This is a genomic window from Azomonas macrocytogenes (assembly GCF_014191985.1).
Classification (GTDB): Bacteria; Pseudomonadota; Gammaproteobacteria; order Pseudomonadales; family Pseudomonadaceae; genus Azomonas; species Azomonas macrocytogenes.
On the sequence record NZ_JACHXI010000005.1, the window covers coordinates 80,327 to 104,237 of the forward strand.

The following is a 23,911-nucleotide window of genomic DNA, read 5'->3' on the forward strand; positions in this document are numbered from 1 at the left end:
CGTCATGCTCAATATTTCTCCCGCAGAACTCGAAGCCCGTCTACGCTTGCATTTGCTGCCCGAGCTGGGGCCACGCCGCTTGCGTCGGTTGCTGGATGCCTTTCCCGATGCCGGTTCCGCGTTCAGCGCGCCGGCCAGCGCCTGGCGTGCCCTGGGGTTGCCTGCCAGTTGCGCCGACCATCGCCGCAGCGAGCAGGTCCGCCAGCGCGCCGTGCAGGCCCAGGTCTGGCTGCAAACGCCGGGCCGGCATCTGGTGATGTGGGACGATCCCGCTTATCCCGCGCTGCTGGCGGAGCTGCCCGATGCACCACCCTTGCTCTACGTTGAAGGCAATCCTGCCTTGCTGGAGCGGCCGCAGCTGGCAATGGTGGGGAGCCGGCGCGCCTCGCGTCCCGGGCTCGATAATGCCCACAGCTTCGCAGTCAGCCTGGCGGGGGCCGGCTTTGTCGTCACCAGCGGCCTGGCGCTCGGAATCGATGGGGCAGCCCATCAGGGGGCGCTGGATGCCGGCGGGCAGACCGTGGCGGTGCTGGGCACCGGCCTGGCACGGCTTTATCCACAACGCCATGCGTCGCTGGCGCAGGCAATCATCGAACAAGGCGGAGCACTGGTTTCGGAATTGCCGCTGGACAGCCCACCCCAGGCCAGTAATTTTCCCCGGCGCAATCGCATCATCAGCGGCCTGTCCCTGGGGGTACTGGTGGTGGAAGCGAGTCCGTCGAGCGGTTCATTGATCACCGCACGCCAAGCCATTGAGCAGGGGCGAGAGGTATTTGCCATTCCCGGACCGATCCATCATCCCGGTGCCCGTGGCTGTCACCAATTAATTCGCGAAGGAGCCGTATTGGTGGAGTGTGTGCAGGATATGCTGGAAGCACTGCGCGGCTGGCAGCGAATCGCGCCGCCGAGCGAGGCGGTTGCCATTGCCACGCCTGTCGCTGCCGAGCATCCCCTGTTGCGTCATCTGCTGGCGGTGCCCCTGAGCAGCGAAGCCCTGGCCCTGGCTTGTGGCCAGCCGCTGCCGCAGGTGCTGGTTGCGCTGACCGAGCTGGAGCTGGACGGTCGCATCGTTTTCGAGGCTGGAGTATGGATGATCTGCCAGCCCTGAAAAATCGAGAAGAGCACTGTAGGTCGGGCGAAACAGCCGCCGGTAATATCATTCCAGCGTTCAGTTCGCCGCACGCTTCTCGGCGTCATGCCGGTTTGGTTTAGACTGCCCGCCATTTTCGTACGAGGAGGCAGGATGATCGGTAACTGGCGGCTACGGCAGGCGGCAAGGGCAGTCCGCTCTGGTGGCGTGATCGCCTATCCGACCGAGGCGGTCTGGGGATTGGGTTGCGATCCCTGGAATGATGACGCGGTCCAACGCCTGCTGGCGTTGAAGAACCGGCCCGAGCACAAGGGGCTGATCCTGATCGCCGGGCACAGGAATCAGTTCGATTTCCTGCTCGATGACCTGCCGCCCATCTGGTTGGAGCGTCTGTCCGGCAGTTGGCCCGGCCCCTATACCTGGCTGGTGCCGCATCGTGGCCGGCTGCCCGAATGGATCTGCGGCCGGCACGACAGTGTAGCCCTGCGGGTCACCGATCATCCTCTGGTCCGCGATCTGTGCGCCTTGACCGGTCCGCTGGTTTCAACCTCCGCCAACCCGGCCGGCCATCCGGCTGCGCGTTCGCGGCTGCGCGTCGAACAGTACTTCCCCGGCCTGCTGGACGACGTGCTCAATGGCCCGCTGGGCGGACGGCGCAACCCCAGCCTGATCAGGGATTTGCGCAGCGGCGAGGTGATCCGGGCAGGCTGAAGACCTTCTACGGCTGGCGTGTGGCTTGTCGCTACGGCAGCAAAATCGTCGAGCCTGTGGTCTTGCCTGCAGCCAGCGCCGTCTGTGCTTCGGCAGCCTGGCTTAGTGGATAACGCTGGCCGATTTCCACCTTGAGCTTGCCGCTGGCGAGCATGCCGAACAGCTCATCGGCCATGGCTCGCAGGCGCTCAGGCGTATCGGCGTAGCCGGACAACATCGGCCGGGTGACATACAGCGAACCTTTCTGCGCCAGGATACCCAGGTTGACGCCGGTAACCGCACCCGAAGCGTTGCCGAAGCTGACCAGCAGGCCGCGTGGCGCGACGCAATCGAGAGAGATTTCCCAGGTATTCTTGCCTACCGAGTCATAGACCACCGGGCATTTCCTGCCGTCGGTCAGTTCCAGCACGCGCTGGACCACGTCTTCCTGCGTGCGGTCGATGGTAGCCCAGGCGCCCAGCGCCTTGGCGCGTTCGGCTTTTTCCTGGGAGCCGACCACACCGATCAATCTGGCGCCCAATGCCTTGGCCCATTGGCAGGCGATGGAGCCAACCCCGCCGGCAGCGGCATGGAACAGGATCGTTTCGCCTGCCTTGACGGCATACGTCTGGCGCAGCAGGTATTGCGTGGTCAGACCTTTGAGCATCACCGCCGCTGCTTCCTCGAAGGAAATACCTGGCGGGATTTTCACCAATTGCCGGGCCGGCAATACGTGATATTCGCCGTAGGCGCCTAACGGCCCGCCGGCATAGGCAACCCGCTCGCCTATGTGGAAATCCTCGACGCCCGCGCCGATCGCATCGATCACTCCGGCGCCCTCGGTGCCCAGCCCCGAAGGCAGGCTCGGTGGCGAATACAAGCCGCTGCGGTAATAGGTATCGATGAAGTTCAGGCCAATGGCGTGGTTGCGTACGCGGACTTCGCTCGTACCCGGTTCGGCAGGTGTCGTGTCGACCGTTTGCAAAACCTCGGGACCGCCGTGCTGACTGAATTGAATACGCCTGGACATGGATTTTCCACCTTGAGAGCGTTATCTGGAGCGATCGGAACCGGCCTTTGCCGCCCGACCGGGAATGCTATGCTTGGCCGCCGATATGCCGGCCTGTTGACATGGTGATCGAGTGAACGTTCTGACCCAAGCCGTCAAAGACTATCTGCTGGATTTGCAGGATCGAATCTGCGCCGCCCTGGAAGCCGAGGATGGCCGCGCCCGTTTCATCGAAGATAACTGGCAGCGCCCCGCCGGTGGCGGTGGCCGAACCCGGGTGATTGCCGACGGCGCACTGATCGAGAAGGGCGGAGTGAATTTCTCCCATGTATATGGCGACGGTCTACCACCTTCGGCCAGCGCCCTGCGCCCGGAACTGGCCGGGCGCACCTTTCAGGCACTCGGTGTGTCGCTGGTGATCCATCCGGAAAATCCCCATGTGCCTACCTCGCATGCCAATGTGCGCTTTTTTATCGCCGAAAAGGAAGGTGAAGCACCGGTCTGGTGGTTCGGCGGTGGCTTCGATCTGACGCCCTATTATGGTATCGAGGAAGACTGCGTGCACTGGCATCGGGTGGCGCGTGATGCCTGTGCGCCCTTCGGCGCCGAGGTCTATCCACGCTACAAGGCATGGTGCGACCGCTATTTTCACCTCAAGCACCGGAACGAGTCGCGCGGGGTGGGTGGATTGTTCTTCGACGATCTCAACGAGTGGGACTTCGACGCCTGCTTTGCCTTCATGCGGGCCATAGGCGATGCCTATATCGAGGCCTATCTGCCGATCCTGCAAAAACGCAAAAGCCTGCCTTTCGGCGAGCGTGAGCGAGAGTTCCAGTCCTTTCGCCGCGGTCGCTATGTGGAGTTCAACCTGGTCTACGACCGTGGTACCACGTTCGGCCTGCAATCGGGCGGGCGTACCGAGTCGATCCTCATGTCTTTGCCACCCTTGGTGCGCTGGGGCTACGCTTGGAAACCCGCGCCGGGTACGCGCGAGGCGCGGCTGACCGACTATTTCCTGCAAAATCGCGACTGGCTGAAGGAGGCCGGACTATGACGGATCGCTACGCCGTGTTCGGCAACCCCATTGCCCACAGCAAATCCCCGCAGATCCACCGGCTGTTCGCCGAACAGACCGGCCAATCGCTGAGCTACGAAGCGCTGCTGGCGCCTTTGGCGGATTTCACCGGAGCTGCCCGGTCGTTCTTCCGTGATGGCCTGGGTGCCAATGTCACTGTCCCCTTCAAGGAAGACGCCTTCCGCCTGGCCGATAGCCTGACCGAACGCGCCCGCCGCGCCGGTGCGGTAAATACCTTGAAGAAGCTGGAGGACGGCAGCCTGCTGGGCGATACGACCGACGGCGCCGGGCTGGTCAACGACCTGGTCGGCAATGCAAGGCTTTCTCTGCACGGCCGGCGCATCTTGCTGCTGGGTGCGGGCGGCGCGGTACGCGGGGTGATCGAGCCATTGCTGGCGCAGCGCCCGGCCAGCCTGGTGGTGGCCAACCGCACGCGGGAAAAGGCCGAGGAACTGGCACGGATCTTTGCCGATCTTGGCCCGGTCGAGGCGGTCGGCTTCGACGAGTTGCAGCAATCCTTTGAACTGATCGTCAACGGCACCTCTGCCAGCCTGACCGGCGAGCTGCCACCGATCTCACCGAAACTGATCCAGCTAGGCCGCACGGTTTGCTACGACATGATGTACGCCAAGGAACCGACGGCCTTCAATCGCTGGGCCGATAGCCAGGGAGCAGCCCGCACGATCGACGGTCTCGGCATGCTGGTAGAGCAGGCGGCCGAAGCTTTCCTGCTCTGGCGCGGTGTGCGTCCGGACAGTGCGCCGGTGCTGGCCGAGCTGCGCCGCCAGCTATTGGCTGGCTGAAGCTTGTGGTGGCCTGGCAATAAGATATTCTGAACTCATGGTTTTGTATGAGGGTCAAGGTGTTATGACCGTCCGGGTTACAACTCTGTATGGAGCCGGAGTCTTTAGGTAAGTCCATCGACCAATTTGGAGAATTTTGCCGCTATGTCTCTTTTTTCGAACAAGTCGTCCGACCGCCACGATATCGAGCGGGAAATCCATCGCCTGAGCGCTGCGTTGGATGAGCTCAAGAGCAACGTGTCCCATGATTCACGGCATGGAATCGACACGCTGCGTCGCAAGGCCGAATCCCTGTGGCACGATGCCAACTGGGATGCCCAGGGCGCACGGCTTGCACACTCCACCCGAGAGGCCGGACGCCTGGCCTGTAGTACTGCCAAACATCATCCGGTGACCAGTCTGGCGTTGGCAGCCGGCGCTGTTGCCTTGGTCGGTTATTTGCTCAGTCGCCGTTGATCCTGGCTTGCAGGCGTAGCTTGCAGAGCATTTTCACTTTACTTCGGTGCATGCCTGGCAGCCTTGAAATTCGCGTTGCCTGGTTTTCGCTCGCTATCTTTTGCAATGGCCAGCCAAGGGCTGGAGGCTGGAAGAAAAGCCATCCTTGCAGCCCTGGCCAGTCTCTTGAGCTGAAAATGCCCTGGTGACCTGTTTGATGAGGGACTGATTTCTTCCCGGGTCCGGTTGATTGCCGTCCGGCTTGGCTTCATTGCGAGCCGGACGGGGTCGATAGTCCCTTGGATGTTTCTGCCAGAACGGCTGCTTCCCGCCTGCTCGCATCCAGCCGTTGGTAGCGCTTGCAAAGTCTCCGTTTGGTCTTGCACAGTTCCCGCCCATGCTTCTGCTTCCGGACAACGAACGAACCATGCCCAGCCAGACTCCGCGCGCGTCCCATGCACTTGAGGTGGTGCGCGACTATCACCAGCGTACCAAGCATCGTTTCGAAGGCTATGCCCGTGGTCCCGAGACGCTGGATTGGGACGAACAGCCGGCACCGTTCCGGCATTTCGAGCCGGCGCCGCAGATCAAATTGCCGCTGATTTCGACGTTTTCTCCCGAAAGCCTGCCGGGTCAGGCACTGCAACGGCCTTTCACCGCGCTTGGCCGGTTGCAGCCAGCGCTGGCACCGTCCCTGGAAAGCATCGCGGTACTCCTGCAACTGTCGCTAGGGCTCACTGCCTGGAAACGTTTCGGCCCGGATCGCTGGGCAGTGCGCGCCAATCCCTCCAGCGGCAACCTGCATCCCACCGAAGCCTATTTGGTGATCGGTGGCATTGCCGGCCTGACGGATGGCCTCTACCACTACCGCCCCGAAGAGCATGCGCTGGAGCTACGAGCCGAGCATGAGGGTGAAGCCGGCGAGCCCCGGCTGGGCATTCTGCTGACGTCGGTCATGTGGCGCGAGGCCTGGAAGTACGGTGAGCGGTCCTTTCGCTATTGCCAGCTCGATACCGGCCATGCAGCAGGTGCCTTGCGTTATGCGGCCGCCGTGCTCGGCTGGCATCTGCAGGAACAGGCGCAGGTGGATAGCGTCACGCTGGCAAGGCTGGCTGGCGTGGATCGCCTGGAAGAATTTCCCGCCCGCAGGGCGCAGGAAACGGAAATCGAGGAAGCCGAGATTCTGCTGGCCGCAGGCTTCGGCAATGCCGCGCCCCCGTCCTTCGATCCGGCCCGCCTGCAAACCCTGGCCGAGCGGGCGCAGTGGCATGGTACGGCTTCCCCCATCGATCAGCACCCCATGTATCGCTGGCCGGTAATTGCCGAGATTGCTGCCGCCACCCGTCGGAACGGCGGCGAGTTCCAGCCCGGCGGCCTGCCATCCGTCGAGCCTGACGTTTCCAGGTCGATTGGCACGGCGAGCCAGACAACGGCCCACGAACTGCTGACTAACCGCCGTAGCGCCCAGCGTTTCGATCACGACTATGTGATGACCCATGCGCAGTTCGCCGCCATCGTCTCCCGCCTGCAGCCATCGAATGCCTTGCCCTGGGATGTATTCGGCGAGCCGCCGCGGGCGGCGCTGGTATTTTTTGTCTCGCGTGTCGAGGGATTGGCCCCCGGGCTTTATCTGCTGCCACGCAGCACCCGATCAGCGGATTCGCTGCGGCCGCGCCTGGATCAGCGTTTCGCTTGCGAGCCTGTAGCTGGCATCGATGCATTGCTCAAGCTGACTGAAATGGATGCCCAGGCGCTGAAGCGGATGGTGCGCAGCCTGCATTGTCACCAGGATATCGCCGCCACGGCCTGTTTTGCCCTCGGCATGCTGTTCGACTTCGAGACCGCCTTGCAGCAGAGCCCGGCTAACTACCGCAGCCTGTATCGCGAGGCCGGGCTGATCGGCCAGGTACTCTATCTCGAAGCCGAGGCACATGGCTTGCGCGGTACCGGTATCGGCTGTTTCTTCGACGATCCCGTGCATGCTCTGCTCGGACTGCAGGACGGTGCCTGGCAGACCCTCTATCACTTTACCGTCGGCCTGCCGATCACGGATCCGCGTATCGAATCCGCACCGGCCTACACCGACCTCACTACCACCTGATCTTTGCGGAATATTCATGGCCATTGCTGACCGGACTCCCTATCAATGCCTCTCTGTGACCGAGGCAGCCTCGCTGATTCGCGTCGAAAAAGACATCAAAGTGTTCGATGTCCGTGACCTGCAAAGCTACCAGCAGGAACACCTGGATGGCGCCATGCACCTGACCGAGGATCGCCTGCCGCTCTGGCTGAACCGGATCGAAAAGGATGTGCCGGTGCTGGTTTACTGCTACCACGGCAACTCCAGCAAGACCTTCGCCCAGATGTTTGCGGATTTTCGCTTCGAACGCGTTTACAGCGTCGATGGTGGTTACCGCCCGCTGGCCAACGCCTTGGCCGAGCCAGTCGCCGGGCAGGAAATCCGGCGCGGGCTCGTTGACACCGAGCTGGAAGCCTTCCTCAAGGAATGGAATTTCGACCCCATCGAACTGAATGCGCCGCGCGAGCATGGTCTTACGCCGTTAATGCGGGCCGCCCTGCAGGGGCAGCGCGAAATAGCCAGGAAGCTGCTTGATCGTGGCGTAAACATCCAGGCGCGCAATGATGACGGCAATAATGCGCTCTGGCTGGCTTGCGTATCGCGCAATGAAGGACTCGTGCAGGATCTGATCGATGCCGGCATCGAACTGAACAACCGCAACGATGCCAGCTCGACTGCACTGATGTACACCGCCTCCAGTGATCGCCCCGAACTGACCAGGCTGCTGCTGGAAGCTGGAGCCGATCCCCAGGTTAAGAATTTCGATGACATGCGGGCAGTGGATCTGGCGGCTTCCGTGGCTTGCCTGAAGCTGTTGCGTCATACGCTCTGAGGTGGCGGATGATCGAATTTCCCGTGAGACTGGCCGTCGCCAGCAAGGAAGGTCAGGCGATCAGCGAGCACTTCGGCCATGCCAAGCGCTTTTTCGTCTACGAGGTCACGCCGCAGGCCTGCCGCCTGCTGGAACAGCGTGAGGTCGAGCATTACTGCCTGGGTAATTCCTCCAGCCAGACGGCCATGGCCGGCATCCTTGAAGCGATCAAGGATTGCCATGCGGTGTTCGTCGCCAAAATCGGCGACGGGCCTGTAGAAAAGCTCAAGGCCATTGGCGTGCATGCGGTTTCCCACTACGCCTGGGAAACCATCGAGCCATCACTTCTGGACTACGCACGCCGTACCGCCGCTGGTGAGGAAATTTCGTGACTCCCACTCATGTGGCGCATTGGGTAGAAGCCAATCCATTGATCCCGGTCCATGTGGACTGTGCGATTGCCGTTATGCTCAAGATTCTCGATGGCAAGTGCAAGATGAAGCCCGATGAGAAAATCGTGATGGCACTGCTCTACGATGCAGTCAGGACGCAGCCCCACGAACGTCTCGATGCGAATGTTCACGGGCTGATCGCCGAAGCGCGCGCCAATCTGGACGAGCAGCTGATAAATCGGGTCTACGAACAGCGGGTGCTGGCCGAGACGATTATTTCCCGCCCGGTAATGAAAGGCTTCAAGGCCATGCTTCGCGAGCGCGGGCTGCTCGATTCACCACAAGAGCAAAACGAACAGAGAGAGGCCGATACATGACCCTGAAGCTATACATGACACCCGGCTCTTGTAGCACGGGGATCAATATCCTGATGGAAGAGCTGGAACTGGTATTCGAAGCCTATCTGGTGAACCTGATGGCTGGCGAGCAATACAAGCCGGAATACCTGGCCATCAACCCCAAGGCGACCATCCCGACCCTGGTTCTCGATGATGGCTCGGCACTGACCGACTTCGCTGCCATCGCCTGGTGGCTGGCGAGCACCTATGCCGAGCGCAAGAAGCTGTTGCCGGAGGAACCGAAAAACCAGGCACGTGTGCTGGAGGCGATGAATCACGTCATCAATACCGTGCATGGCGAAGGTTTCGCCAGGATCTTCACCACCGAAGCTTTTGCGCCCAACGGCACTGCTGCTGAGCATGAAGCGGTGAAGGCAATGGGCCGCGAGATCATCGACCGTGGCTTCGCCGTGATCGACAAGCAACTGGAAGGGCAGATGTTCCTGGTCGAACGTCTCACCATTGCTGATCTTGCCCTGTTCTACGTCGAATTCTGGGCTGACCGGACCGGTATTTCACTACCCGAAAACTGCAGCAATCATTACCAGCGCCTGCTGCAGCGGCCGGCAGTGCGTCAGGTACTGTATGAAGAGGGTTATGGCGCTATTTACCAATAGTTATAAAAAATGCCCGGACGACGTATCTAGCCGCCATCCGGGTCACTGCTGTTTTTGCCTTGGTCGCTGTCTTAATTCTCATCATAAATAACCCTATCTTTGTAACTTCCCTTCATTTTCGCGCTGGTTTTCGGCTGAAACGCATTTTCCGAGTTTCTCTGGCAACCCTTGTGCAATCACAATCATCCGAAAAAATCAGTGAAAGGTGTCTGGTTCGGAATCGATATATTTGCTGATATATAGCGATTGCCCTACACTTTGGTCGAGCATGCCGAATTCGTGGCCCACCCAGCGGATCACGGATAGGTGATTTATTTACCGGTCAAGCCGGTCGCGCCAACCAACCCCAAGCCCTTTTCGCATCGCCAGGCCGTTGTTTTGCCGGCAATGGATGCGGAGCCGTTTCAGGAGCCAAACCATGTCGAATCTACCGGTGTATACCGAAGCGGACGATTCCGAAGAGATCGATCAGGGGTTGAACCTGGGCGAGTCGATCCCGGAGGAGGCCTTGCCGCTGATCCGCGATACGATCGAGAAACTGCGTCCCGGGGTGCGCCGCGATGGTGGCGATATCGAGTTGGTCGAACTCCAGGGTAACGTCGTGCGCGTCAAACTGAGCGGTGCCTGCGTCGGCTGCGCCATGTCCGCCCAGACGCTGGGTGGTGTGCGCCGGCATCTTGTCCAGGCATTGAATAACCCCGCCGTCCGCGTATTGCCAGCCATCTGAAGCCAGATTCGCATTGTCGATCGGTTTTTTTCAGTCCTGCGGGACCCCGCAATAGCCAGAACGCCAATCAGGAGCAGCCATCACCATGTCTTCTCTTCCACATCTCTGCGAGTGCGGCCTTGGCGAATGCCGCACGAATCTGTTGCCGGTTCTTTACGAGATGAGCGACATCGCGACTAACAGTGGTGATCTGTCGACTGTTCTCGGCATTCTGCTACGCCTGATGCGACGGCACATGAGAGTCGTGCGCGGCATGGTCAGCCTCTACGACAGTGACTCGGGGAATATCGTCGTACACGAAAGCTTCGGCTTCACGCCCGAGGAAGTGGCCAAGGGTATCTACCGACTTGGCGAGGGCATCATCGGCAAGGTAGTGGAAACCGGCGAAACCATCATCGTGCCTTCGATCCGCGCTGAGCCGGCTTTTCTCAATCGCACCGGCAGCCGTGACGATGGCGATGTCGATCTGTCCTTCCTGTGCGTACCGATCATGCGCGGACGCAAGGTCATGGGCACCATCAGTGCCGAACGCCCTTACGACAATGCCGAGCTGCTGAAGCTGGATGTGGAAGTATTGTCCATTCTCGCAACCACCACATCTCAGGCTGTTGAGCTGTATTTGCTGGAAAATGTCGAGAACGTCGCCCTGGATGCAGAAAACCGCCGGCTGCGTGCCGAGCTGAAGAATCGCTTCAAGCCAGCCAATATTATCGGTAACTCCAAACCGATGCTTGAGCTCTACCAGCTCATCGAGCGCGTGGTGCGTACCAAGACCAAGACTACCGTGCTGGTCCTTGGCGAAAGCGGGGTCGGCAAGGAACTGGTGGCGGGCGCCATCCACCATAACGGCTCGGCGGCTCATGGGCCGTTCGTCAAGTTCAACTGTGCGTCGCTGCCCGAATCGGTGATCGAAAGCGAACTCTTCGGTCACGAAAAGGGCTCCTTCACCGGTGCGACCGGCATGCGCAAGGGACGTTTCGAGGAAGCCGACGGCGGCACCATCTTCCTCGACGAAGTTGGCGAGATGTCCTTGCCGATGCAGGCCAAGCTGCTGCGGGTATTGCAGGAGCGCACCTTCGAGCGGGTCGGCGGCAACAGCCCGATCAAGGTGGATCTGCGCATCGTCGCGGCGACCAATCGCGACCTTGGTGAGATGGTTGCCAATGGCAGCTTTCGCGAGGATCTCTACTACCGGCTCAACGTCTACCCAATCACCATCCCGCCGTTGCGCGAGCGTAATGGCGACATCATCGCGCTGGCCGACTATTTCGTCTCGCGTTTTTCCCGGGACATGGGGATCGAGGTCAAGCGTATCTCCACGCCAGCACTGAACATGCTGCAGACTTATTCCTGGCCGGGAAATGTACGCGAGCTGGAAAACGTCATCGAACGGGCGATCCTGCTCTGTGAAGATGGCGTGATCCATGGCTACAACCTGCCGGGAGCGCTGCAGGCCATGGTGGTCGGTGGCGAATCAGAGGCGCAGGCCGATGGGCTGGAAGGGCGGCTCAATGCCATCGAATATGAATTGATCGTCGATGCCCTCAAGCTGCACCAGGGCAACATGACCGAGGCGGCTACCCATCTTGGTCTGACTCGCCGCGTGCTCGGCTTGCGCATGAGCAAGTACAACCTGAATTACAAGAACTACCGCTGAAACGATTCGAGCCCGGATAACCATTCGGGCTCGAATTGCCATGGCTTTCCTTTTCTCTCTATTTCCCGCCCGCCTGCCTCACTCGATCCGATCTTGTGCCAGCCCTGGCGTTCGTGCCTTTGCCAAGGGTAATCCACTGGTCATTCGATTGGCTCCGTTCACAGACGTACTGGTCTTTTATTTTATTGTTCAGTTAAGTACACAAAAAATCGAATGTGCAGCTTTGTATGCCTGTAATAGAAGGATTGCATAACTTGGCGCATTGTTTGCTCAAGGATATAGCGATACCGGCAGCCCTTCGTTTTCGCGTCAGATTGTCTGCAGGAACGGAATGTCGGATGCGATTACGAGAACAGACCAAGCAGGTGTCGCGGCTGCCAGTCAGTCAATCAGCCTGCACGCATTCCGGTTGCCGGGCTGCGTTTTCCATCCCACCGCACAGGACGGCGTTGACTGTCCGGAGAGGTTCGATGAATCAGACCGATATCCAGAATCTGCTCGATGAGCCGGCCTGCGATCACAATACTGCCGGCAAGACTGGCTGTGCTCGCTCGAAGCCGGGTGCTACCCAAGGCGGTTGCGCCTTCGATGGCGCGCAGATCGCTTTGCTGCCCATTGCTGACGCCGCTCATATCGTCCATGGCCCGATCGGTTGTTCCGGTAGTTCATGGGACCTGCGCGGCAGTAGCTCGTCCGGTCCACAACTGTATCGGATGGGCATGACCACCGAATTGTCTGATGTGGACGTGATCATGGGGCGCGGTGAGAAGAAGCTATTCCATGCCGTTCGCCGCGCAGTCGAGCGCTACGACCCGCAAGCCGTATTCATTTACAACACCTGTGTGCCAGCCATGCATGGCGACGATATCGAAGCCGTGGCGCGCGACGCCAGCAAGCGCTGGGGGGTACCGGTGATTCCGGTCGATTGTGCCGGTTTCTACGGCACCAAGAGTCTTGGCAACCGTATCGCCGGGCAGACGCTCTACCAACATGTGATCGGTACTCGCGAGCCGGCACCAGTGGCGCAAGGTGTCCTGCCAACCGAGATCAAGATCCATAACGTCAACCTGATCGGCGAATACAATATTGCCGGCGAATTCTGGCGCGTCGCGCCGCTGTTCGACGAATTGGGCCTGCGCATTCTGTGCACGCTGTCCGGTGACGCCCGTTTCCGCGAAGTGCAGACCATGCACCGTGCCGAGGCCAACATGGTGGTCTGCTCGAAGGCCATGTTGAACGTTGCGCGCTCGTTGCGCGAAGACTACGGCACGCCATTCTTCGAGGGCAGTTTCTACGGTTTCGCCGACACTTCGCAGGCGTTGCGCGATTTTGCCCGGCTGATCGACGATCCGTCGCTCTCGGTGCGTACCGAGCTTTTGATCCTGCGCGAGGAAAACAAGGCCAGGGCGGCGCTGGCTCCCTGGCGCGAGCGGCTGGCCGGCAAGCGGGCGCTGATCTTTTCCGGCGGTGTGAAATCCTGGTCGGTGGTGTCGGCGCTGCAGGATCTGGGTATGGATGTAGTGGCTACCGGCACCGAGAAATCCACCGAGGAAGACCGCCAGCGCATCCGCGAGTTGATGGGCGAAAACACGCGCATGATCGATGACAACGACCAGGGTGCGTTGATGAACACCTGCCGCGAAGTAGGCGCCGACATCCTGATCGCCGGTGGTCGTTATCTGTATGCAGCGCTCAAGTCGCGGATCGCTTTCCTTGATATCAACCACGAGCGCGATTTCGGCTATGCCGGCTACGACGGCCTGGTCGAACTGGCGCGGCAGCTGGCGTTGGCTGTGCACAGCCCGGTCTGGCAGCGTGTGCGGGATGAGCCTGCGTGGCTGCAGACCGGGCGTACTGTCAAGCGACTGCTAGTCGAGGAGGTCTGAGATGGCTCGTATTGTCCAGACCAACAAGCCGCTCAGCGTCAACCCGTTGCGCGTCAGCCAGCCGATGGGGGCGGCACTGGCCTTTCTCGGCCTGAACCGAGCCATTCCGCTGGAGCATGGCGCCCAGGGTTGCACTGCATTCAGCAAGGTATTCTTCACCCGGCATTTTCGCGAGCCAGTGCCGTTGCAGACCACCGCGATGGATATGGTCAGCACCATCATGGGGAGCGACGAGCGCCTGCAGGAAGGCATCACCACGGTCATCCAGAATAACCAGCCCGAGGTCGTCGGGGTCATCACTACCGGTCTGGTGGAAATGCAGGGGGCGGATATCCAGGGCGTGCTGCGTACCTTTAAAGCTTCAAGCAACGAGGCGGCCGATGTCGTCGCAGTCAATACGCCGGATACCCTGGGCGGACTGGAAAGTGGCTTTGCTCTGGCGGTCAAGGCCATCGTCGACGCGCTGGTGCTATCACCGGTCAAGGTGAAGTTGCCTATGCATCCCCGGCGGATCAATGTACTGGCCTCGTCGATGCTGACCCCGGCCGATATCGAGGCGATCCGCGAATGGATCGAGAGTTTCGGCCTGGAAGCCTTGTTCCTGCCCGATCTCAGCGATTCGCTCGACGGACACCTGACCAAAGAAGGCTATACCACCCTGACGACCGGCGGCACGCGTCGGGCCGATATCGCCAGCATGGGCACTTCGGCGCTGACCATCGTGATTGGCGATTCGCTGGGTGCCGCCGCCGATCTGCTGCGCGAGCGCACCGGCCTGGCCGATGTGCGCCTGCCCGGTTTGAGCTCGCTGGCCGATTGCGATGCCTTCATCCAGGCGCTGGTCGATGTGTCGGGACAACCGGCAGCGGCGCGCATCGTTCGCCAGCGCGAGCAACTGCTCGATGCGCTGGTGGACAGTTATGCCGCGCTCGGCGATGTGCGTATCGCCATGGGTGCCGATGCCGATCAGCTGGTGGCCCTGAGCCGGTTGCTCGGCGATGTGGGCGCCCGGCTGGTCACTGCCGTCAGCCCGTGCAGCACACCAGCGCTGGAGGCATTACCGCTGGAGCAGGTGGTCGTCGGGGATTTCGAAGACCTGGAGGAGCATGCTCAGACGGCCGCCGCGCAATTGCTGATCGGCAATTCCCATGCGCTGCAAAGTGCGCAGCGGCTGGGTATTCCGCTGCTGCGTGCAGGGTTTCCCCAGTACGATTTCTATGGTGCCGCAGCGCGTCAATGGGTCGGTTATCGCGGTGCGCGCCAGCTTATCTTCGATATCGCCAATCTGCTCGCCGAACAACGCACTTGCAGCATCGCTCCCTACCACTCGCCATTACGCCAGGGCTTTTCTGACGATGTCACTTCTGGCGCCGCCCGGCCTGTTGATTCACCCGCTCTTGCGAGGAGTTTTTTCTCATGATCAAAGTCGCTTTCGCTTCCAGTGACCAGCTCAATGTCGATCTGCACTTTGGTGCTGCCGATACCCTGGTGATCTACGATATTTCGCCGGGCTATGCCGAACTCGTCGGTGTCGGGGAATTCACCAAGGTCAACATGAAGGGGGAAAACCGCTTCAAGTCTCTGTCCGAGACCAATGAAAATCAGATTATCGATCTGCACATGACCCCGGAAGAGCTGGAGCGCCTGGCCAACAAACCGGCAGAGGACAAGGTGATCGCCAAGCTCGAATTCCTCAAGGGCTGCTCGGCGATCTATGCTGCCTCGATCGGTACTTCATCGATCAAGCGGCTGATCATGGCCAGCATCCAGCCGATCATCGTTGGCACCGGGCAGACCGTCGAGGATCTGCTCAACGAGGTCAGCCTGGCCTTGCATTGCGGTGGCCTGGGCTGGGTCGAGCGAGCCAAGGCCAAGGCCGAGCGTGAACAGGCCGCTCCCTCGGCCGCGAAGGATTTGGCCAAGGGTGTACAACTCATCACCTCGATCGAAGAGCTGTACTGACGTACCTTGCTGGAAAACGCGGGAGGCTGAATGTCGGGCGAAAAATATCTTTCGTCCGGCTTGCTAACGTAGCGGTTCGATAGCCCTGCAGCCGGGTGCGAAGCGCTTTTTCGTTCAGCCTCGAGCAGTTGCGATTATTGCAACACCCCGAATACTTTCTTCGCCAGACTGGTGGCGGCGGCAGCCGGGTTTTCCCGAATGCTGGCTTCTTGCTGGCCGATCATTGTGAACAGGCCGTCCAGCGCCTTTTCCGTCACGTAATCTTCGATATTCAGGTTCTTTTTGCTGGTTGTTACCCCCAGGCTGGAAACCTGGCTGGCGAAGGCGTTGTATTGCTGCACCAGCCCGACCTGGCTGGTTGCCTGCTTGACGATGGGCAGGAATTTGGCGCGGATCTGTTCCCGGCTGCTCTTGTTCAGGTACTGGGTTGCGGCGTTGTCCGAACCTTCGAGAATGCCTTTGGCATCCTGCACGCTCATGTTCTTCACAGCATCCACCAGGATGCCTTGCGCTTGCGGCACGGCAGTTTCGGCAGCAGCGTTCATCGTATTTTCCAGTGCTTCGATCTTCTTGCCATAGCCCATCATCTTCATCATCCCGGCGGCCTTGCCGAGTGCGCCAGGCAGTTCGATGCGCACCTCCTCGTTATTGTTGAAACCGCCGGGCTTACCCAACTGCTGCACGGCAACCTGGGCCCCCTGGGCCAGAGCATCCTTTAGTGCCGTATTGGCGTCGGCCTGAGTCAGATCGCTCAACGTGAATGCGAGAGCATGGGTACTCAGGGCGACGGCACTCAGTAGTGTCAACAGACGGGAACCAGTCATAGGCAAACTTCCTTGCAGGGCTAAAAGCCACAGCTTAGAGCATTTTTCGTGAGCATCGGCCCACAAGCTTTCTCCCAGGAGGCTGACGATCCGTTTTCTCTTTTGGTTCCAAAATGGCTGGGTGTACATACGGGTAGCCTTCGAGTACCGGTATGAACGTATCCCGATCCAGCTGTACCTCTGGGTACATCATGGGAAATGGTTAACCAGCAGGGCGATTCTCATATTTTAGATATATACCTATGCATCGGTAAAAAAACTCATGATTCATGGTTTTATTGGTTTTTTATTTCAATGAATACATAAAAAATAGAATATGATTTTCATGGCATATGCCTTGCTTTTCCTCTGTCGGCACTCACTACTCGCCAAGAATCGATGGAGGTTTGAACATGGCATTGCGTCAGTGTGCAATTTACGGAAAAGGTGGCATCGGCAAGTCCACCACTACCCAGAACCTCGTGGCCGCTCTGGCCGAGGCTGGCAAGAAAGTGATGATTATTGGCTGCGACCCGAAGGCCGACTCTACTCGTCTGATCCTGCACTCCAAGGCTCAGAACACCGTGATGGAAATGGCTGCTCAAGCCGGTACGGTGGAAGATCTCGAGCTTGAAGACGTCCTGCAAACCGGTTTTGGTGGCGTCAAGTGCGTCGAATCCGGTGGTCCTGAGCCGGGCGTAGGCTGCGCTGGCCGTGGCGTTATCACCGCGATCAACTTCCTCGAAGAGGAAGGCGCTTATGAAGATGACCTGGACTTCGTGTTCTACGACGTACTGGGTGACGTTGTGTGTGGCGGTTTCGCCATGCCCATCCGTGAAAACAAGGCTCAGGAAATCTACATCGTCTGCTCCGGCGAGATGATGGCCATGTACGCGGCCAACAACATCGCCAAAGGTATCGTGAAATATGCTCACTCCGGCAGCGTTCGCCTGGCTGGCCTGATCTGCAACAGCCGCAAGACTGACCGTGAAGACGAGCTGATCATGGCCCTGGCTGCCAAGATCGGTACTCAGATGATCCACTTCGTACCGCGTGACAACGTCGTGCAGCACGCTGAAATCCGTCGTATGACCGTGATCGAATATGATCCGAAAGCCAAGCAGGCCGACGAGTACCGCACGCTGGCTCGCAAAGTTGTGGACAACAAGCTGTTCGTGATTCCGAATCCGGTGAGCATGGAAGAACTGGAAGGCTTGCTGATGGAATTCGGCATCATGGAAGTTGAAGACGAGAGCATCGTCGGCAAGAGCGTTGCCGAGGGCTGATAACGTCTGTGCCTTGCGCTTGTCCCCGCCCGCCAGAGCATTCTGGCCGGCGGAGACAGCGATTCTCGCTCGGTATTTTCAACCTGCGATGGAGGATTTGCCTATGGCCATGGCTATCGACGGCGATGAATGCACCATCTGTGGCGATTGCGAATCGGTCTGTCCGAGCGGTTCGATCGTTCACCAGAACGGGGTTTATGTAATCGATGCAGAAAAATGCAACGAATGCACCGATGCGGGTGATGACCCGCGTTGTCTCGGTGTCTGCCCGGTCGACTTCTGCATCCAGCCGCTCGCAGCCTGAATTTTCACGACAAGCCCGCGCACTCCGGAACAGGTCCCGCGCACACCCTGTCACCGGATATAAACGGCGATCGCTTTTCCTCAGGGGCGATCGCCGTTTTCTTTTTGCTGCATGAAACGCTGCTGGCCTGAAGTCTCAAAGCTTGAACTGTCTGATCATTCCGTTGAGGTCAGTGGCCAGGCGCGACAGTTCCTGGCTGGCAACATGGGTCTGTTCCGCACCCGTAGCGCTTTGGATCGACAGATCCCTGATCCGCACCAGATTGCGATCCACTTCGCGAGCTACTTGGGCCTGTTGTTCGGCCGCGCTGGCAATCACCAGATTGCGCTCGTCGATACCGGCGACCGACTGGTTGATCGCGGCCAGGGCCTGGTTCGCTGCAGTGGCTTGTTCCTGGGTCAGGCGTGCCTGATCGGCGCTGTTCAACAAGGCTTCCACGGTATGTCCGGTACCCGCCTGGATGGTGGCGATCATGGCCTCGATTTCAGTGGTGGATTCGCTGGTGCGATGCGCCAGAGCCCGGACTTCATCGGCTACTACGGCGAACCCGCGTCCAGCCTCGCCGGCACGGGCGGCCTCGATCGCTGCATTGAGCGCGAGCAAGTTGGTCTGTTCGGCAACCGAGCGGATCACATCGAGTACCTGGCTGATGTTGTGGGTGTGTTCGGCCAGTGCCTTGGCCTCGCTGGAGGCGCCCAGTACGTTGTCAGTCAGCTTGCCCATGGCGGCCAGGGTATCGTCCAGTTGCTGCTGGCCCTTGCGGGCGTTGTCGGCGGCGGCTTTTGATTCCATGGAAGTCGAGCTGGCGTTATCGGCTACTTCATCGACCGCCTGGCTCATTTCGGTTACGGCGGTCACGGCCATTTCGATTTCGTTGTTCTGCTGCTGCAGGCTCTGACTGCTTTCCTGCATCACCGAACTCATTTCCTCGGTGGCCGAGGCCAACTGGTCGGCGGAGTTGGCGATGCGCTCCAGGGTATCGCGCAGGGCGCCCTGCATTTGCTCCAGGGCTTGTAGCAGCTGGGCAGCCTCGTCGGTGCCGGATGTGTCCAGGCGCTGGGTCAAGTCACCGGCCGCGATGGTGCGGGCGACCTGGAGGGCATTGCCGATGGGTTGGGCCAGGCTGTGGGTCAGGCGCCAGGCAAGCAGGGTCGTCAGGAAGATCACCAGAGAAAGGACGGTGATGATGACCGTCTTCGAACGCTCGTAGAGCGTCGTAGCCTTCTCGGCTGATTGTTTGGCTGTCTCTTGGTTCAGCGTGCGCAGTTGCTCGGCTGCGTCATTCATCCGGGAGCCTATCGTGGTTGTTTCCATCACGATAGGAAGGCTGGCAATGTCCGGCACTTCTTGCCTGGTCAGTTCGATGAGCTCTCCAAGCTTGGCCTGGTAGTTGTTGTAGTGGCTGTGGAATTCTGCCAGCAGCCTTTTTTCGGCTTCCTGATCCGCCAGTCCGGCGTAGGTGGCGAGTTGCCGCTCCAGGGTCGATTCGAACTGGTCGATTCTCTGCTGGATGGTCGCGATCATCGGAGGGGCGGGATGGGTCTGCAAACGCACCGCTTCGATTCGCAAGCGCGCTACTTGCAACGCCAGGGCATCGCTGCTGACGATGCCGGGGATCGAATCAGTCTGGGTATGCTGGTTTTCATCCTGGATCTGCGCCGCCTGCCAGAGGCCGAAACCACCGACCAGGATGACGAGCAGGGCCAGGAAACCGAAGCAGAGCTGGCTTCTGTATGCAATGTTCAGAGAGCGAAGATTCATGAGCAAGCGTCCGTGAAAAAAAAGGAATCTTGAACCCATCGGTCAGGAAAAGTCTTTCTTGAGTGGTAATACTCCGAAACAGGCATTGCCTGCCTGTTTCATGACTTGGCGCAGTTTTGTTCAGGTGGGGGATAGAAAAAGCAAGCACTTGGTGTTGCGGTTGTGGCTCAGGCTCAGTACTGCACGCCCCGGGTCAGGCCGCCATCCACCAGTAGATTGGTACCGGTGGTGAAGGCCGCGGCGCCACTGGCCAGGAAGACCGTGGCATTGGCCACTTCCTCGGGGCGCGCCATGCGGCCCATGGGGTTCATCGCCAGGCATTCGGCGAACAGATCGGGCTGCTCGCGTTCGATCTTGCCCCATACGCCATCGGCAAAGTAAACGTTGCCTGGCGACACCACATTGACCCGGATGCCTTCTGCGGCGAGGCGTCTGGACAGGCTTTTGCCGTAATGGATCAGCGCCGCCTTCAGCACGCCGTAAGGTTCGGCGAAGATATCCACTTCGCGTCCGGACACGCTGGAAATGATCACGACCGAGCCGGCATAGGATTTCTGCAGCCAGGGCAGGGCGGCATTGACCATGGTCACCGTGCCAAGCAGATCGGTATCGAACGCCTGGCGCCAGGCGTCGAGCTCCGGCCCGCCGGCCAGTGCACTGACGTTCGGTACGATGATGTCGATACCCTCCATGCGCTCGGCCGATTCATTCACCCAGCGCTCCAGGGCAGCGGTATCGGTGATATCCAGCGCCTGGCCGAACGCTCGCTCGCCCAGTGCCTGGGTCGCCTGATCCACTCCTTCCTGCCCGCGAGCGCAGAAGGATACCTGCGCCCCCTCGGCGAGAAAGGCTTCGACGATGGCACGGCCGATGCCGCGGGTTCCGCCGGTAACCAGTACCTTGCGGTCCTTCAATTGCAGATCCATGAATATTCTCCCGATGGTTGAAAGTAATAGATCCGGGCTCTTTCCAGACAGGCCCGGTGTTTCACAATGATTCATATGAGCCCGGCTGGCCGCAAGCGATCAACCGGTAGTGGCGCTATGGGTGACCTGGGTCAAGCTCGTTTCGCTGCGAGCCGTTGCCATCATTCGTTTCGGCCAGCTTTTCAACAGTCCCTTGGTGAAGAATACGGCGGGCAACGATGCCATCACCCGGTTTGCGGCGGTATCCTCAAAGCACATCCCAACTGGTATTTTTGCCGAACATCCAGTCAGTGCCTTGTTCTATCGGCGGCCCTTCGCCCCGTCACAATGGCCGCGGCTGCGGGTTGACGGCTGATGTTGTAATACTACTGCAAGCTCTTGTCGTGTATCGGAAAACCGACCAGGCAAGGAAAGCCGCTGGTAGCAGCACTTACGGAAACGACAAACCAGGCTGCGGTCTGAGATAACAAGGCAGCACGAATCGCCGGTTGCTGGCGTTGCCATTATGGCCAGGCTGCTGGTTAGCGTGGTTTTCCGGTAACAGAAGTTGCTTAGGTTTGGATGGTTGCTCGGCAGTTTCATGGCGGCGACGGGCTGCTAGCGTGGCTCGGCCGAAACGTCAATAGACCCTGAGGATCGGCTGAATTATGTATCACGGTGAAAGGTTCAATGCCTGGACTCACCTGGTCGGTGCTGTCCTGGCCCTTATCGGCGCTGTGTGGCTGGTGGTGCTGGCGAGCATGGATGGCAGTACGCGCGAAATCGTCAGCGTCGCTGTCTATGGGGCAACCCTGGTGCTGCTCTACAGTATTTCCACGATCTACCATAGTGTGCGCGGGCCGGCCAAGGTGATCATGCGCAAGCTCGACCACCTTTCCATCTATCTGCTGATCGCCGGCAGCTATACACCCTTCTGCCTGGTGAGCCTGCGCGGTCCCTGGGGCTGGTCGTTGTTTGGCACGGTCTGGGGGCTGGCGGTGCTCGGCATGCTGCAGGAGATCAAGCCACGCTCCGAGGCTCGCGTGGCATCCATCGTGATCTACGCGGTGATGGGCTGGATCATCGTGGTGGCGGTCAAGCCGCTGCTCACCACCCTCGGAACCACCGGTTTTGCCTATCTGGCCGCCGGCGGGCTGTTCTACACTGTCGGCATCGTCTTTTTTGCCTTCGACAAGCGCTTTCGTCACTGGCATGGCATCTGGCATTTGTTCGTCATCGCCGGCAGTCTGCTGCACTTCGTGGCGATCATGTTCTATGTGCTGTGAAGGGAATTGAATACGCGCTGCTGCTGTCGTCACTCTGGACATGATCATTACGTGGAGGAAAGCAACATGCGCATCGGATTCATCGGGTTGGGCGGAATGGGCAGTGGCATGGCTGCCAATCTGCTCAAGGCGGGGCATGAGGTTCGCGTCTGGAATCGCTCCAGAGAGGCCGTCGAGCGACTGCTTGCCCAGGGCGCAGTCCCTCTGGATGAGCCACACCAGGCATTCGCTGCCGACGTGACGATCAGCATGCTGGCCGACGATGTGGCGACGCGCGCGGTGCTGCTCGACAGCGGTGCGCTCGCCGCTGCGCAGCCAGGAGCGATCCATCTGAGCATGGCCACGCTGTCTGCCGCCTTCGTTGGCGAGCTGGTCGAGCATCACCGGCAGGCTGGCGTCGACTACATCGCTGCACCGGTATTCGGGCGTACCGATATGGCGGCGGCGGGCAAGCTCAATATCGTCGTAGCCGGGCCACCGGCAGCCATCGCGAAAGTGCAGCCGCTGCTTGACGCCATGGGCCAGAAAACCTGGCCGCTGGGCGAAGAGCCCGTACGGGCGAATGTCGTGAAGATCGCCGGCAACTTTATGCTGGCCAGCGCCATCGAGGCGATGGGCGAAGCCTCGGCGCTGGTTCAGGGCTACGGCGTCGAGGCTGGCGACATGCTGGAAATCCTGACCAATACCCTGTTCGCCGCACCAGCCTACAAGGGCTACGGTGCGATGATCGCCGAACGCCGTTTCGAACCGGCTGCCTTCAAGCTGACCCTGGGCTTGAAAGATGTGGGCCTGGCCCTGAGCGCCGGACAGGCCAGGAACGTGCCGCTGCCTTTTGCCAGCGTGCTGCGCGACAACCTGCTGGAAGCCGTGGCCCAGGGCGAAGGTGATCTGGACTGGGCCGCACTCGGCGGCCGGGCGATGAAGCGGGCAGGGCAGGCGTGACCCAGGCCACATCCTTGGCTGGTGGCCGAATGAGCGCTCATCTACCGCATATCCGCGTGACGTAGTAGTGTTAGGCTGCTACTCGGTCAGGGAGCCACTCAACGGCGATTACAATCGAGCCTCTCTGGCCCGCGTATAGCCGAGGGCTGGCATTATCGGCCCCACCCATTAACAGTCGCCATTGGCAATGGCCATGCCGGCGACGAGTGAAACTTTCCGACTCCTGAATCCTATAGTCTCCTTCCTATGCAGCTCAAAGTCGTCTCCGTCAATATCGAACGCTCCAAGCATCTGCACCGTGTCGAGCAATTCCTCAAACGCGAACAGCCGGAGATCCTCTGCCTCCAGGAGCTCTGTCAGCGCGACATCCCCTTCTTCGAAGACCTGTTGGGCAACAAACTCTCCTTCGCACCGATGAGCCACCACCCGGCCGAGGAAGAATTGGAAGTCGTCGGCGTTGGCCTCGTCGCACGGGGCGCCATGACGGATATCACCACTACCTATTATTCGGGCAGCGCGGAAAACATTCGGGAGATCTGCTTCGTGACGGCGGATGGTTATCGCTGCGTCGATCCCGAAAGCGTCGCGGAGGTCGTCATCGCGGGCACTTATCGGGGCTTCCGGATTGCCACTACGCACCTCAACGTTACCCATTTTGGCATCTCCACTCCCTATCAGCTGGAAAGCGCCGGCAAACTGATTCACCTTGCCGAAGCGGAAGCGCAAAAGGAAGGCGGCCTGCTGCTGGCCGGAGACTTCAACGCCCCTCGCGGCAATGCCACCTTCGGGCTTATCGGTCAGCACTTCATCGACGGCGTTCCTGCCCATTACACCACCAGCATCGACGGCTCTCTGCACCGCTCAGGCCAGATTCCCTTCATGGTCGATGGCCTTTTCCACACGTCGGATTACACGCTGGAAAATGCCATTCTCAGCACGGGCGTTTCCGACCATTGCGCGCTCAGTTGCAGACTGATGAAACGATAGGTACG

Annotated in this window: 25 protein-coding genes; 21 read left to right on the top strand and 4 right to left on the bottom strand. The window is 59.9% G+C overall.

The genetic code is table 11. The features are described from left to right. Nucleotides 1–4 precede the first annotated feature (4 nt). Together dprA and tsaC are read left to right on the top strand one after the other, a co-directional pair. Nucleotides 5–1,108, top strand: a complete 1,104-nt coding sequence (gene dprA / locus FHR87_RS06940; protein ID WP_183165994.1) for a DNA-processing protein DprA — start codon at nt 5–7, stop codon at nt 1,106–1,108. Between the two features lie 135 nt (nt 1,109–1,243). Next, nucleotides 1,244–1,801: an L-threonylcarbamoyladenylate synthase type 1 TsaC gene (gene tsaC, locus FHR87_RS06945; RefSeq protein WP_183165995.1), complete on the top strand. Its 558-nt coding sequence runs from the start codon at nt 1,244–1,246 to the stop codon at nt 1,799–1,801. Nucleotides 1,802–1,832: 31 nt separating this feature from the next. Here tsaC and FHR87_RS06950 read toward each other — a convergent pair whose 3' ends face one another. Beyond that, nucleotides 1,833–2,810 (bottom strand): NADPH:quinone reductase, encoded by a 978-nt coding sequence (locus FHR87_RS06950; RefSeq protein WP_183165996.1) that lies wholly within the window; start codon nt 2,808–2,810, stop codon nt 1,833–1,835. 112 nt (nt 2,811–2,922) lie between these two features. On the opposite strand from FHR87_RS06950, the gene hemF reads away from it, so the two are divergent. The 13 genes from hemF to FHR87_RS07015 all read left to right on the top strand — a co-directional run bounded on the left by hemF (nt 2,923) and on the right by FHR87_RS07015 (nt 15,632). Continuing rightward, nucleotides 2,923–3,843 carry an oxygen-dependent coproporphyrinogen oxidase gene (gene hemF, locus FHR87_RS06955; protein WP_183165997.1) on the top strand — a complete coding sequence of 307 codons (921 nt, stop codon included), beginning with the start codon at nt 2,923–2,925 and terminating at the stop codon, nt 3,841–3,843. Further along, on the top strand, nt 3,840–4,667 hold the full coding sequence (gene aroE, locus FHR87_RS06960; RefSeq protein ID WP_183165998.1) for a shikimate dehydrogenase: 828 nt from the start codon (nt 3,840–3,842) through the stop codon (nt 4,665–4,667). The genes hemF and aroE overlap by 4 nt, the downstream gene beginning before the upstream one ends. Nucleotides 4,668–4,811: 144 nt before the next feature. Next, complete coding sequence (locus tag FHR87_RS06965) at nt 4,812–5,123, top strand: DUF883 family protein (protein ID WP_183165999.1); 312 nt, start codon at nt 4,812–4,814, stop codon at nt 5,121–5,123. 406 nt (nt 5,124–5,529) lie between these two features. Continuing rightward, entirely contained in the window at nt 5,530–7,203 is a 1,674-nt protein-coding gene (locus tag FHR87_RS06970; RefSeq protein WP_183166000.1) for a SagB family peptide dehydrogenase, read from the top strand. A gap of 16 nt (nt 7,204–7,219) precedes the next feature. Continuing rightward, nucleotides 7,220–8,014 (top strand): ankyrin repeat domain-containing protein, encoded by a 795-nt coding sequence (locus FHR87_RS06975; RefSeq protein ID WP_183166001.1) that lies wholly within the window; start codon nt 7,220–7,222, stop codon nt 8,012–8,014. Nucleotides 8,015–8,037: 23 nt separating this feature from the next. Further along, on the top strand, nt 8,038–8,385 hold the full coding sequence (locus tag FHR87_RS06980; protein ID WP_338021225.1) for a NifB/NifX family molybdenum-iron cluster-binding protein: 348 nt from the start codon (nt 8,038–8,040) through the stop codon (nt 8,383–8,385). Beyond that, complete coding sequence (locus FHR87_RS06985; protein ID WP_183166003.1) at nt 8,382–8,762, top strand: hypothetical protein; 381 nt, start codon at nt 8,382–8,384, stop codon at nt 8,760–8,762. The genes FHR87_RS06980 and FHR87_RS06985 overlap by 4 nt, the downstream gene beginning before the upstream one ends. Next, entirely contained in the window at nt 8,759–9,400 is a 642-nt protein-coding gene (locus FHR87_RS06990; protein WP_183166004.1) for a glutathione S-transferase family protein, read from the top strand. Before FHR87_RS06985 ends, FHR87_RS06990 begins: the two co-directional genes overlap by 4 nt. Nucleotides 9,401–9,818: 418 nt before the next feature. Beyond that, the gene (locus FHR87_RS06995) at nt 9,819–10,127 is read left to right on the top strand and encodes a NifU family protein (RefSeq protein ID WP_183166005.1); all 309 of its coding nucleotides are present in this window, start codon (nt 9,819–9,821) and stop codon (nt 10,125–10,127) included. 85 nt (nt 10,128–10,212) lie between these two features. Next, nucleotides 10,213–11,784, top strand: coding sequence for a sigma-54 interaction domain-containing protein (locus FHR87_RS07000; RefSeq protein ID WP_183166006.1), 1,572 nt, complete (start codon nt 10,213–10,215; stop codon nt 11,782–11,784). 470 nt (nt 11,785–12,254) lie between these two features. Further along, on the top strand, nt 12,255–13,670 hold the full coding sequence (gene nifE / locus FHR87_RS07005) for a nitrogenase iron-molybdenum cofactor biosynthesis protein NifE (RefSeq protein WP_183166007.1): 1,416 nt from the start codon (nt 12,255–12,257) through the stop codon (nt 13,668–13,670). A 1-nt stretch (nt 13,671) separates the two neighbouring features. Beyond that, complete coding sequence (nifN, locus tag FHR87_RS07010) at nt 13,672–15,090, top strand: nitrogenase iron-molybdenum cofactor biosynthesis protein NifN (protein WP_183166008.1); 1,419 nt, start codon at nt 13,672–13,674, stop codon at nt 15,088–15,090. Further along, a complete protein-coding gene (locus FHR87_RS07015; protein ID WP_183166009.1) occupies nt 15,087–15,632 on the top strand; it encodes a NifB/NifX family molybdenum-iron cluster-binding protein in 546 nt (181 codons plus the stop codon). The genes nifN and FHR87_RS07015 overlap by 4 nt, the downstream gene beginning before the upstream one ends. A 134-nt stretch (nt 15,633–15,766) precedes the next feature. On the opposite strand, the gene FHR87_RS07020 is transcribed toward FHR87_RS07015, so the two are convergent. Beyond that, nucleotides 15,767–16,456 (bottom strand): DUF4197 domain-containing protein, encoded by a 690-nt coding sequence (locus FHR87_RS07020; RefSeq protein WP_183166010.1) that lies wholly within the window; start codon nt 16,454–16,456, stop codon nt 15,767–15,769. A 392-nt stretch (nt 16,457–16,848) separates the two neighbouring features. On the opposite strand from FHR87_RS07020, the gene nifH reads away from it, so the two are divergent. Beyond that, complete coding sequence (gene nifH / locus FHR87_RS07025) at nt 16,849–17,721, top strand: nitrogenase iron protein (protein ID WP_183166011.1); 873 nt, start codon at nt 16,849–16,851, stop codon at nt 17,719–17,721. A 103-nt stretch (nt 17,722–17,824) separates the two neighbouring features. Then, nucleotides 17,825–18,025: a DUF362 domain-containing protein gene (locus tag FHR87_RS07030; RefSeq protein WP_183166012.1), complete on the top strand. Its 201-nt coding sequence runs from the start codon at nt 17,825–17,827 to the stop codon at nt 18,023–18,025. A 135-nt stretch (nt 18,026–18,160) separates the two neighbouring features. On the opposite strand, the gene FHR87_RS07035 is transcribed toward FHR87_RS07030, so the two are convergent. Both FHR87_RS07035 and FHR87_RS07040 read right to left on the bottom strand, forming a co-directional pair. Then, complete coding sequence (locus FHR87_RS07035; protein WP_183166013.1) at nt 18,161–19,786, bottom strand: methyl-accepting chemotaxis protein; 1,626 nt, start codon at nt 19,784–19,786, stop codon at nt 18,161–18,163. A 173-nt stretch (nt 19,787–19,959) separates the two neighbouring features. Beyond that, nucleotides 19,960–20,712, bottom strand: a complete 753-nt coding sequence (locus tag FHR87_RS07040) for an SDR family NAD(P)-dependent oxidoreductase (protein WP_183166014.1) — start codon at nt 20,710–20,712, stop codon at nt 19,960–19,962. Nucleotides 20,713–20,833: 121 nt separating this feature from the next. Here FHR87_RS07040 and FHR87_RS07045 point away from each other — a divergent pair, with 121 nt between their 5' ends. The 4 genes from FHR87_RS07045 to FHR87_RS07060 all read left to right on the top strand — a co-directional run bounded on the left by FHR87_RS07045 (nt 20,834) and on the right by FHR87_RS07060 (nt 23,906). Beyond that, nucleotides 20,834–21,067, top strand: coding sequence for a hypothetical protein (locus tag FHR87_RS07045; RefSeq protein ID WP_183166015.1), 234 nt, complete (start codon nt 20,834–20,836; stop codon nt 21,065–21,067). A 292-nt stretch (nt 21,068–21,359) separates the two neighbouring features. Then, a complete protein-coding gene (trhA, locus tag FHR87_RS07050) occupies nt 21,360–21,977 on the top strand; it encodes a PAQR family membrane homeostasis protein TrhA (protein WP_183166016.1) in 618 nt (205 codons plus the stop codon). 51 nt (nt 21,978–22,028) lie between these two features. Continuing rightward, nucleotides 22,029–22,919 (top strand): NAD(P)-dependent oxidoreductase, encoded by an 891-nt coding sequence (locus tag FHR87_RS07055; RefSeq protein ID WP_338021226.1) that lies wholly within the window; start codon nt 22,029–22,031, stop codon nt 22,917–22,919. Nucleotides 22,920–23,165: 246 nt separating this feature from the next. Continuing rightward, nucleotides 23,166–23,906, top strand: a complete 741-nt coding sequence (locus FHR87_RS07060) for an endonuclease/exonuclease/phosphatase family protein (protein ID WP_183166018.1) — start codon at nt 23,166–23,168, stop codon at nt 23,904–23,906. Nucleotides 23,907–23,911: the final 5 nt, after the last annotated feature.

Coding starts and splice junctions, on each gene's coding strand:
- aroE (WP_183165998.1), top strand. CDS start 3,840: ATGACGGATCGCTACGCCGTGTTCGGCAACCCCATTGCCCACAGCAAA.
- FHR87_RS07060 (WP_183166018.1), top strand. CDS start 23,166: ATGCAGCTCAAAGTCGTCTCCGTCAATATCGAACGCTCCAAGCATCTG.
- FHR87_RS07015 (WP_183166009.1), top strand. CDS start 15,087: ATGATCAAAGTCGCTTTCGCTTCCAGTGACCAGCTCAATGTCGATCTG.
- nifH (WP_183166011.1), top strand. CDS start 16,849: ATGGCATTGCGTCAGTGTGCAATTTACGGAAAAGGTGGCATCGGCAAG.
- FHR87_RS06995 (WP_183166005.1), top strand. CDS start 9,819: ATGTCGAATCTACCGGTGTATACCGAAGCGGACGATTCCGAAGAGATC.
- nifE (WP_183166007.1), top strand. CDS start 12,255: ATGAATCAGACCGATATCCAGAATCTGCTCGATGAGCCGGCCTGCGAT.
- FHR87_RS07035 (WP_183166013.1), bottom strand. CDS start 19,786: ATGAATCTTCGCTCTCTGAACATTGCATACAGAAGCCAGCTCTGCTTC.
- FHR87_RS06975 (WP_183166001.1), top strand. CDS start 7,220: ATGGCCATTGCTGACCGGACTCCCTATCAATGCCTCTCTGTGACCGAG.
- FHR87_RS07040 (WP_183166014.1), bottom strand. CDS start 20,712: ATGGATCTGCAATTGAAGGACCGCAAGGTACTGGTTACCGGCGGAACC.
- FHR87_RS07000 (WP_183166006.1), top strand. CDS start 10,213: ATGTCTTCTCTTCCACATCTCTGCGAGTGCGGCCTTGGCGAATGCCGC.
- FHR87_RS07020 (WP_183166010.1), bottom strand. CDS start 16,456: ATGACTGGTTCCCGTCTGTTGACACTACTGAGTGCCGTCGCCCTGAGT.
- FHR87_RS06950 (WP_183165996.1), bottom strand. CDS start 2,810: ATGTCCAGGCGTATTCAATTCAGTCAGCACGGCGGTCCCGAGGTTTTG.
- trhA (WP_183166016.1), top strand. CDS start 21,360: ATGTATCACGGTGAAAGGTTCAATGCCTGGACTCACCTGGTCGGTGCT.
- nifN (WP_183166008.1), top strand. CDS start 13,672: ATGGCTCGTATTGTCCAGACCAACAAGCCGCTCAGCGTCAACCCGTTG.
- FHR87_RS06990 (WP_183166004.1), top strand. CDS start 8,759: ATGACCCTGAAGCTATACATGACACCCGGCTCTTGTAGCACGGGGATC.
- tsaC (WP_183165995.1), top strand. CDS start 1,244: ATGATCGGTAACTGGCGGCTACGGCAGGCGGCAAGGGCAGTCCGCTCT.
- dprA (WP_183165994.1), top strand. CDS start 5: ATGCTCAATATTTCTCCCGCAGAACTCGAAGCCCGTCTACGCTTGCAT.
- FHR87_RS06970 (WP_183166000.1), top strand. CDS start 5,530: ATGCCCAGCCAGACTCCGCGCGCGTCCCATGCACTTGAGGTGGTGCGC.
- FHR87_RS06965 (WP_183165999.1), top strand. CDS start 4,812: ATGTCTCTTTTTTCGAACAAGTCGTCCGACCGCCACGATATCGAGCGG.
- FHR87_RS07030 (WP_183166012.1), top strand. CDS start 17,825: ATGGCCATGGCTATCGACGGCGATGAATGCACCATCTGTGGCGATTGC.